The sequence below is a fragment of the Pimelobacter sp. 30-1 genome (assembly GCF_018831735.1).
Classification (GTDB): domain Bacteria; phylum Actinomycetota; class Actinomycetes; order Propionibacteriales; family Nocardioidaceae; genus Nocardioides.
In genome coordinates this window covers 162,623-171,543 of record NZ_NHTS01000012.1, presented here as the reverse complement: position 1 = coordinate 171,543, position 8,921 = coordinate 162,623, and the positions used below count along the sequence as shown (strand labels likewise).

The following is an 8,921-nucleotide window of genomic DNA, read 5'->3' as shown; positions in this document are numbered from 1 at the left end:
ACCGGCTGCGTCTACGGCACCCTCGACCCGGTCCGCCAGGTCACCATCGAGAAGCGGACCCGTCCGCAGGGCGCGGCCGACAGGTTCACCTTCGACCAGACCGGCCCGACGATCGACGGCAACCTGCCCGCGACCTCGACGCTGGGCGACCGCGACACCAAGACCTACGAGATCGCCGGTGACGCGAGCTTCACCGAGCGCGCCAGCGCCGGCTGGGCGCTGACCGACCTCGCCTGCACCGGTGACACCAGCGGCGTGCGGATCGACAAGGACAACGCCCGCTTCGACGTCGGCGCCGTCGGCGGCGACGTGCACTGCACCTTCACCAACGCCCAGGGCGGCGCGATCGTCGAGAAGCGTGATGCCGACGGCAACGCGCTCCTGGGCGGTGCGACCTTCCGCTTCGACAAGACCACGGGCCCCGGCGGCTCCGGCGGTGCCGCCCCGGCGATCGTCGTCACCGACAACCAGGCCCCCGACGTCGACCCGACCGCGGGCCGGGTCGAGGTGCGCGGCCTGATCCCCGGCACCTGGACGGTCACCGAGACCCAGGCACCCCAGGGCTACGAGATCGACAACCCGAACCCGGTCGCCTTCACGGTGAGCGCGGACGACACGACGCCGGTCACGGTGCCGGCCTTCACCGACACCCGCAAGAAGTCGAGCCTGTCGGTGATCAAGCACGAGTCCCGTCCCGACGGCACGGTGACCGACAAGATCGTCCCCGGCGCGCAGTTCCAGCTCTGGCGCGAGACCAACGGCCAGGCCGGTCTCCAGACCGCCGGTGACACCAAGGTCGGCGTGCCGTGCACGACGACGGGCACCGACCCGTGCACCGTCGGCGGCCTCGACTTCGGCACGTACTACTGGCAGGAGACGCAGGCTCCGCAGGGCTATCAGCTCCCGCCGGACGCCGTGTCCGACCCGATCGTGATCGACGCCGCCAACGCCGGCGGCCAGGCTCCGGTCACCGTGATCGGCGACCCGCAGAAGCGCAGCGAGCTGACCATCACGAAGTACGACGCCATCACCGGCAAGACCCTGCCCGGCGCCACGTTCGCGCTCTACCGCGAGAGCAACGACCAGAACGGCCTGCAGACGACGCAGCCCGGCGGCGACACCCTCGTCGAGACGTGCGTGAGCGGTGCCGACGGCACCTGCACGGTCGACGACCTGCCGTTCGGCCAGTACTGGTGGCTGGAGACCGCGGCGCCCGAGGGCTACACGATCCCGGGCTACCCGATCGTCGGCATCATCGAGGTCAACGCGGTCAACGCCGGCGGCCCGATCATCCAGTCCGGGCTCTCCGACCCGCAGGTGGTCTCCGCGCTGACCATCGAGAAGAAGGACGCCGTCACCGGCGCCGAGCTCGACGGTGCGGTCTTCGACCTGCGCAAGGTCGCGGCCGACGGGAGCGAGTCGACGTACGGCTCCTGCACCACCCAGGGCGGTCGGTGCACCATCGGCGAGCTGGAGTTCGGCACCTACTACTGGCACGAGCGGACGCCGCCGGTCGGCTACGAGCTGCCGGCCGACCGTGACTCCGACCCGATCGAGATCACCCCGCAGAACGCGGGTGAGGACTTCGCGGTGACGACGATGCGCGACCCGCAGACGACCAGCGCGCTCTCCGTGCTCAAGCAGGACGGCGAGACCAAGGAGACCGTCGACGGCGCCACGTTCGCGCTGTTCAGCGAGACCAACGGGACGCCCGGCCTGCAGCCCGGCTCGGACACCAAGGTCAGCGAGTGCACGACGTCGGGCGGTGAGCCCTGCACGATCGAGGGCCTCGCGCACGGCACGTACTACTGGCTCGAGACCGCGGCCCCGCAGGGCTACGAGCTGCCGGTGGACGCCCAGTCCGGGCCGATCGTGGTGACCGCGCAGAACGCCGGCACCACGTTCCCGGTGACCGTGATCGGCGACCCGCAGAAGAAGAGCGAGCTGTCCGTCCTCAAGCACGACGCCGAGACCGGCGCCGTGGTGGCGGGCGCCACCTTCGAGATCTGGCGCGACGCCGACCGCAGCGGGACCTTCGACCGCGCGAACGACGTCAAGGTCGCCGAGTGCACCACGGCCGGCACCGACCCGTGCACGGTCGACCCGGTGGGCTTCGGCACCTACTTCTGGGTCGAGACCAAGGCGCCGCAGGGCTACGAGCTGCCGGCGAACCCGGTCTCGGACCCGGTCGTGGTGAGCGCCGCCAACGCGGGCTCGACGTTCACGCCCGTCCCGGTGGCCGACCCGCAGCTGCGCTCGGCGCTCGACCTGGTCAAGACCGACGCCAAGGACGGCAAGACGCTGGCCGGCGCGGTCTTCCAGCTCTACGCCGACACCGACGGCAACGGCGCGGTCGACGACGGCGAGCCGAAGGTCGGTGGTCCCCGGACCACCGGTGCCCAGGGCACGATCCGCTGGAGCGAGCTGCTCCACGGTGCCTACGTCGCGGTCGAGGTGGCCGCGCCCACCGGCTACGTGCTGCCGAAGGACGCCGAGCACGCGGTCGAGGTGACCACCGAGAACGCCGGCACCACGCTCACCATCGACGTCACCAACGAGCGCAAGCCGGACAAGCCCGGCGAGGTCGGCGGCATCGACGAGGAGAAGGGCGGGCACGTCTCCGGTGGCGGTCTGCCCAACACCGGCGCCCCGACGTACGCCGTGCAGCTCTCGCTGCTCGCCGGCGTCATGCTCCTGCTCGGTGCCTGGCTGCTGGTGGTCAACCGCCGGCTGCGCGAGGAGTGAGCCTCAGCCGCTGATCCTGCTGAAGGCAGTGAGCACGGCCTGCACCGCCGGCGATTCGGCCATCGTCCGGCGGTGCAGGGCGTCCACGAGGCGGATCGGCTCCGGCTCCGCGACCGGTACGGCGACCAGGTCGTCCCCGAGCGGAGCCCGCCCCATGCGGGGCACGAGCGCGACGCCGAGGCCGGCGCGGACCAGCGCCAGGTGCGAGTCGAACTCGGCCGAGATGTGGGCGATGCGCGGCGGGCGGCCCGTGCCGTCGTACATGCGGGAGAGCCACTGGCGGCAGATCGTGCCCTCGGGCGTGGCGATCCAGTCGACGTCGACCAGGTCGTGCGGGGTGACCCGGGAGCGCGCGGCGAGCGGGTCGTCGCGGTGGACGATGAGCTCGGCCAGGTCGTCGGCGAGCCGGGTGGCCACGACGTGGTCGGGCACGGCGAGCGGGACGCCGCCCCACCGGTGCACGATGCCGAGCTCGACCTGACCGCTGGCGACGAGGTCGACGACGTCCCACGGCTCGCCCTCGCGCAGGGTGAGCGTGAGGTCGGGGTGGGCGTCGCGCAGGTCGCGGGCGATGGTGGCGACCAGGCCGCGCATCGCGGTCGAGAAGGCGGCCAGCCGGACCCGTCCCGCGACCACGCCCGCGCGCTGCTGGAGCCGGGACTCGAGCTGCTCCAGGTCGGCGAGCACCTGCTCGCCGGCGTCCACGAGGTGCCGGCCGTGGCTGGTCAGCATGACGCCGCGGCCCACCCGCTCCAGCAGCGGGACGCCGGTCTGCCGCTCCAGGCGCTTGACCTGCTGCGAGATCGCGCTGGGCGTGAAGCCCGTCGCGGCCGCCGCGGCGACCACCGAGCCGTGGGTGGCGACGGCTCGCAGGCCGACCAGGGCGTCGAGATCGATCATGCAGCGACGCTACATCAAAAGGTGCATGATCATTCGCTGGTGCTTCAAGGTCAGGGCGGGGATCCTGGACCGGTGACCCGACGCGACCAGTCCCTCGCCGCCCTCGTGGCCGTGATCTGGGGCTTCAACTTCGTCGTCATCGAATGGGGGATGGGCGAGGTCCCGCCGCTGCTGTTCGTCGCGGCGCGCTTCCTCGCCGTCGTGGTGCCCGCGGTCTTCCTGCTCGACCCGCCGCCGGTCCCGTGGCGCACGGTGGTGGCGGTCGGGACATTCATGTCGCTGGGCCAGTTCGGCTTCCTGTACGTCGCCATGGACGCCGGCATGCCGCCCGGACTGGCCGGCCTGGTGCTCCAGGCCCAGGTGGTGCTCACGATCCTCATCGCCGCCGTCGCCCTGCGCGAGCGCCCCACCCGCCCGCAGACCGCCGGCGTCGTGCTCGGCGCGGCCGGCCTGGTCGTCGTCGGCCTGGGCCGCGGCGGTCACGTGCCGGCCCTCGCGCTGCTGCTGTGCCTGGTCGCGGCGCTCATGTGGGCGATCGGCAATGTCGTCTCGCGCGCGTCCGGAGCGACCGGCGGGCTGGCGCTGACGGTGTGGTCGGCGCTCGTCGTACCGGTGCCGCTGGTGGGGCTCTCGCTCGTCGTCGACGGTCCGGCGGCGGTGGCCGACGGCCTCGGCGCCTTCGGCTGGCAGGCGATCGTCTCGACGCTCTACACCGCCGCGCTGGCCTCACTCGTCGGCTACGGCATCTTCAACGGACTGCTCTCGCGCAACCCGTCGGCCGCGGTCGTGCCGTGGATCCTGCTCGTGCCGCCGGTCGCCATCGGTTCGGCCTGGCTGCTGCTCGACGAGGTGCCCTCGACCGGTGAGCTGCTCGGCGGGGCGATCCTGGTGCTGGGCGTGCTGGTGGCCCAGCGGCGCGGCGCCAGGAGTCCGCTGAGCAAGCCCGCCTGCTGCGCGCCGCGATGCACGCACGCTGGCTGCGGCGGCGTCGATCAACGGTCAACCAGACCGCCTCACTCCGCCGCCTTGCCATCGCACGCGCCTCGCGACGCTCGCGACGGCGCCCTTGCTCAGCAGACTCCTAGCGCCCCGACTCCGTGTAGCCCGGACCCGTCCCGGCCAGGCTTTCCAGCGCAGCCCGCACCCGCCGAGCGGTGAAGTCGGCGGCCCGCTCGTCCACCTCGGCGAGGGTCAGGAACTCCGCGCTCCTGATCTCGCGGGCCTGGGGCACCACCTGCTGGACGATCGAGGCCGGGTGCACCCCGCCGTCGAAGACCAGGCACAGCGCGTCGTCCCAGCCGCCCCACGGCGGCAGCCAGTCGGTGAGCACGAGCGCGCCCGCCTCGATGGTGAGGCTGAGCTCCTCCTCGACCTCACGGCTGACCGCGACCCGCGGCGACTCACCGACCTCGACCACGCCACCAGGCAGGTCCCAGTCGCTCTTGTAGGTCAGCTGGCACAGCAGCACCCGCGGCTCGGGCCCGTCGCTGTCGCGGATGAGCATCTGGCCGATCCCGCGCTTGCGGGGCAGGAACGAGTTGAGCAGCGCCCGGAAGCCACCAGGCTCGTGCACCGGGGTGTCGTCGGCCAGCCGCGCGTAGACCACCACGTCACCGGTCCGCTGCCGCTGCACGCCCTCGCGGCGCAGCCCGGACCACGTCGCGATCCGCTGACCCTCGGCGTCGTCGACGGCCACCTTGACCTCGACCCGGTCGTGGTCGGTCAGCGCGGCCGCCACCTGGCGTCGTACGACGTCGACGGCGGCCTGCCAGCCGCGCTCGGTGAGGCCGGAGGTCCAGGTCAGCCGGGCGATCCCGTCGTCGACGGTCGCATGGGTGATCTCCGGCTGCTCGGACACGAGGATCACCCTAGGGCCTGCCTCCCAGCACCCCGCCTACTGCGCGGCGTTTGCGGCGCGATCGGGCTGCGGCGGCGTCGCTCGAAGGGCGATCCGGCACGTCGTCGCTCCGCCGTCTTGCCCGATCGGCCGCCAACACCGCTCGCTACGGCGCGGTGCCGGGAGGCAGGCCCTGGGGTGCTCGCAACCACAGCGTCGCCAGAGGGGGGATCACCAGGTCGGCGTACGCCGGGCTGCCGCCGGGCGCCCGCGCCTCGAGTGGCCCGGCCGGAAGCGCGTGGACGGTGCCGAGGTTGCCGACCCCGCTCCCGCCGTACGACGTCGCGTCGGTGTTGAGCAGCTCGGCCCACGGCCCCGCGAGGGGGAGGCCGAGCCGGTAGTCGTGGGGGACCGCGGCGAAGTTGGTGACGCAGACCAGGTCGGGCACGCCGTCCTGCCCGGCGGTGCGGGTGAACGCGAAGACGTTGTGCCCGGCGGCCTGCGCGTCGACCCAGGCGAAGCCGGCCGGGTCGTTGTCGAGGCGCCACAGCGCCGGCTCGTCGCGGTAGCGGTGGTTGAGGTCGCGGACGAAGTCGCGCATCCCGCGGTGGCCGGGCTTGTCGAGCAGCCACCAGTCTAGCTCGCGGGCCTCGGCCCACTCCGACTCCTGGGCCAGCTCGGTGCCCATCATCACGAGCTGCTTGCCGGGGTGGGCCCACATGTAGGCGAGGTACGCGCGCAGCGTGGCCAGCTGCTGCCAGCGGTCGCCGGGCATCTTGCGCAGCAGGGAGCCCTTGCCGTGGACGACCTCGTCGTGGCTGAGGGGGAGCACGTAGTTCTCGGAGAAGCCGTAGACGAGTGAGAACGTCATCTCGCCGTGGTGGTACGAGCGGTGCACCGGCTCGTGCTCCAGGTAGCGCAGGCTGTCGTGCATCCAGCCCATGTTCCACTTGAACCCGAAGCCCAGCCCGCCGCCCGACGTGGCGCCCGTGACGCCCGGCCACGCGGTCGACTCCTCGGCGATGGTGACGATCCCCGGCACCCGCTTGTACGCCGTCGCGTTGAGCTCCTGGAGCAGCCGCACGGCCTCCAGGTGCTCGTGGCCGCCGTGCTCGTTGGGCGTCCACTCGCCCTGCTTACGGCCGTAGTCGAGGTAGAGCATCGAGGCGACGCCGTCGACGCGCAGCCCGTCGACGTGGAACTCCTCGAGCCAGTAGAGCGCGTTGGCGACGAGGAAGTTGCGCACCTCGGGGCGGCCGAAGTCGAAGATGTAGGAGCCCCACTCCGGGTGCCACCCGCGCTGGGGGTCGGGGTGCTCGTAGAGGGGCGTGCCGTCGTACCGGGCCAGGGCCCACTCGTCGGTCGCGAAGTGCCCTGGGACCCAGTCGAGGAGCACCGCGATCCCGGCCGCGTGGAGCGCGTCGACGAGGCGGCGGAAGCCGTCGGGGTCGCCGAAGCGCGCGTCCGGCGCGAAGTAGCCGGTCACGTGGTAGCCCCACGATCCGCCGAACGGGTGCTGCATGACGGGCATCAGCTCGACGTGGGTGAAGCCCAGGTCGGCGAGGTAGGCGGGGAGGTCGGCGGCCAGCTCGTCGTACGTCCAGAAGGAGCCGTCGGGATGGCGCTTCCACGAGCCCAGGTGCAGCTCGTACGTCGCCATCGGCTCGTTGACCGGCTGCTTCGCCGCGCGCGCCGCGAGCCACGCGTCGTCCTGCCAGACGTGGGTGCTGGCGAAGACCCGGGACGCCGTCGCCGGCGGCACCTCGGCGTGGAACGCCATCGGGTCGGCCTTCTGACGCCAGACGCCGTCGGCCCCCTCGACGAGGTACTTGTAGCCCGCGCCCGAACCGACACCGGGGACGAAGGTCTCCCACAGCCCGGACCCGATCCGGTGCAGGGGATCGGCGTTGCCGTCCCAGCCGTTGAAGTCGCCGACCACGCTGACCTGGCGGGCGTTCGGCGCCCAGACCACGAAGCTCGTCCCGGGCTCGGGCGTGGCGCGCACGTGGGCGCCGAGCACGTGCCAGAGGAGCTCGTGCCGGCCCTCCGCGACGAGGTGGAGGTCGATCTCGCCGAGCGTGGACCCTAGCGGGCTGCTGTTGCTGCTCTGTGCGGGCGGCATCTCTCCGATAGTAGCGATACGGAATGATGCGGGGGTGACAGAACGTATGGGCTGGCGCTACGCCGTCCTCATCCCGGGAGTCCTGGCCGCGCTGTCGATGATCGGTCCCTTCAGCATCGACACGCCCTTCCCGGCCTTCCCCGCGATGGGACGCGACCTCGGCGTCGGCACCGAGGAGCTCCAGCTCGTCGTCACCGTCTACCTCGGCTCGTTCGCCCTGATGAGCGTCTTCCACGGACCGCTCTCCGACGCCGTCGGCCGCCGCCCGGTGATGGCGGTCTCGATCGCGGTGTACGTCGCCGCGTCCATCGGCGCCGCGCTGTCCGGCAGCCTCGCGGTGCTGCTCGTCTTCCGCGCCCTCCAGGGACTCAGCGCCGGTGGCGCCACCATCGTCAGCCGGACCGTGATCCGCGACCTCTTCGAGGGACCGCAGGCGCAGCGCCTGATGAGCCGGGTGGCGATCATCTTCGGCATCGCCCCGGCGATCGGCCCGATCCTCGGTGGCGCCATCCTCCAGGTCGGCTCCTGGCCGCTGATCTTCGTCTTCCAGGCCTGCCTCGGCGTCGTGCTCGTCCTCGCCGTGGTCTTCCTGCTGCCCGAGACCCACCCGCGCGAGCGCCGGGTGCCCCTCAACGTCGGCGAGATCATGCGCGGTCTCGGCGCCGTCGCCCGCGAGGGTGCCTTCCACCGCCTCGGCTGGTCGACCGCGCTCATCTTCGGCGCCCAGTTCCTCTACATCGGCGGCGCCGCCGTCTTCGTCGTCGACGTCCTCGGCCAGGGCGAGCTCGACTTCTGGAAGCTCTTCGTCCCCATGATCGGCTCGATGATGCTCGGCTCCTGGCTGTGCGGCCGCGCCGCCGGCCGGATCACCGCCCGCCGCCTGGTCTCCCTGGGCTGCACCACCTCGTTCATCGGCGGCGTCGTCGGCGTCATCGTGGCCGCGACCCCCGCCGCCACGGACCTGCCCTGGGCCGTCATCGGCGTCAGCCTCATCGCCCTCGGCAACGGCATCACCTACCCGACCCTCCAGCTCCTGCTCCTCGACCGCTTCCCGGCCCGCCGCGGCGCGGTGGTCTCGCTCGGCTCGTTCCTCGCGCTCGTCCTGAACGCGGTGACCGCCGTGGCCGTCGTACCGGTGATCGGGGGGTCGGCGCTCGGCTTCGCGACCGCGGCGCTGGTCGGGGTCGGCGCGGGGCAGCTGCTGTGGGCCTGGCACTGCGCGGTGGAGGACCGGGACTGCGTGGTGTCGAGGGACGCCGCCGAGCTCGAGCCGACCGAGATGCTCTGAGCGGATTCCACGGCCGGACGGGCGTCCGG

The 8,921-nt window shown here is 72.4% G+C and carries 6 protein-coding genes; 3 read left to right on the top strand and 3 right to left on the bottom strand.

What is annotated here, in order from left to right:
- The coding region (locus CCO04_RS25205; protein WP_252373858.1) for a collagen binding domain-containing protein at positions 1 to 2,745 on the top strand (2,745 nt) is incomplete at its 5' end.
- Positions 2,746 to 2,748: 3 nt separating this feature from the next.
- On the opposite strand, the gene CCO04_RS25200 is transcribed toward CCO04_RS25205, so the two are convergent.
- Positions 2,749 to 3,645 (bottom strand): LysR family transcriptional regulator, encoded by an 897-nt coding sequence (locus CCO04_RS25200; protein WP_215816931.1) that lies wholly within the window; start codon positions 3,643 to 3,645, stop codon positions 2,749 to 2,751.
- Positions 3,646 to 3,717: 72 nt separating this feature from the next.
- On the opposite strand from CCO04_RS25200, the gene CCO04_RS25195 reads away from it, so the two are divergent.
- Complete coding sequence (locus tag CCO04_RS25195) at positions 3,718 to 4,803, top strand: EamA family transporter (RefSeq protein ID WP_215816930.1); 1,086 nt, start codon at positions 3,718 to 3,720, stop codon at positions 4,801 to 4,803.
- Here the strand turns inward: CCO04_RS25195 and CCO04_RS25190 are convergent.
- Together CCO04_RS25190 and glgB are read right to left on the bottom strand one after the other, a co-directional pair.
- Positions 4,727 to 5,503, bottom strand: a complete 777-nt coding sequence (locus CCO04_RS25190; protein ID WP_215816929.1) for an NUDIX hydrolase — start codon at positions 5,501 to 5,503, stop codon at positions 4,727 to 4,729. The two genes, CCO04_RS25195 and CCO04_RS25190, sit on opposite strands and share 77 nt — an antisense overlap.
- Before the next feature lie 145 nt (positions 5,504 to 5,648).
- Complete coding sequence (gene glgB, locus CCO04_RS25185) at positions 5,649 to 7,604, bottom strand: 1,4-alpha-glucan branching protein GlgB (RefSeq protein WP_215816928.1); 1,956 nt, start codon at positions 7,602 to 7,604, stop codon at positions 5,649 to 5,651.
- A gap of 34 nt (positions 7,605 to 7,638) precedes the next feature.
- On the opposite strand from glgB, the gene CCO04_RS25180 reads away from it, so the two are divergent.
- On the top strand, positions 7,639 to 8,892 hold the full coding sequence (locus CCO04_RS25180; protein ID WP_215816927.1) for a multidrug effflux MFS transporter: 1,254 nt from the start codon (positions 7,639 to 7,641) through the stop codon (positions 8,890 to 8,892).
- The last annotated feature ends 29 nt before the right edge of the window (positions 8,893 to 8,921 follow it).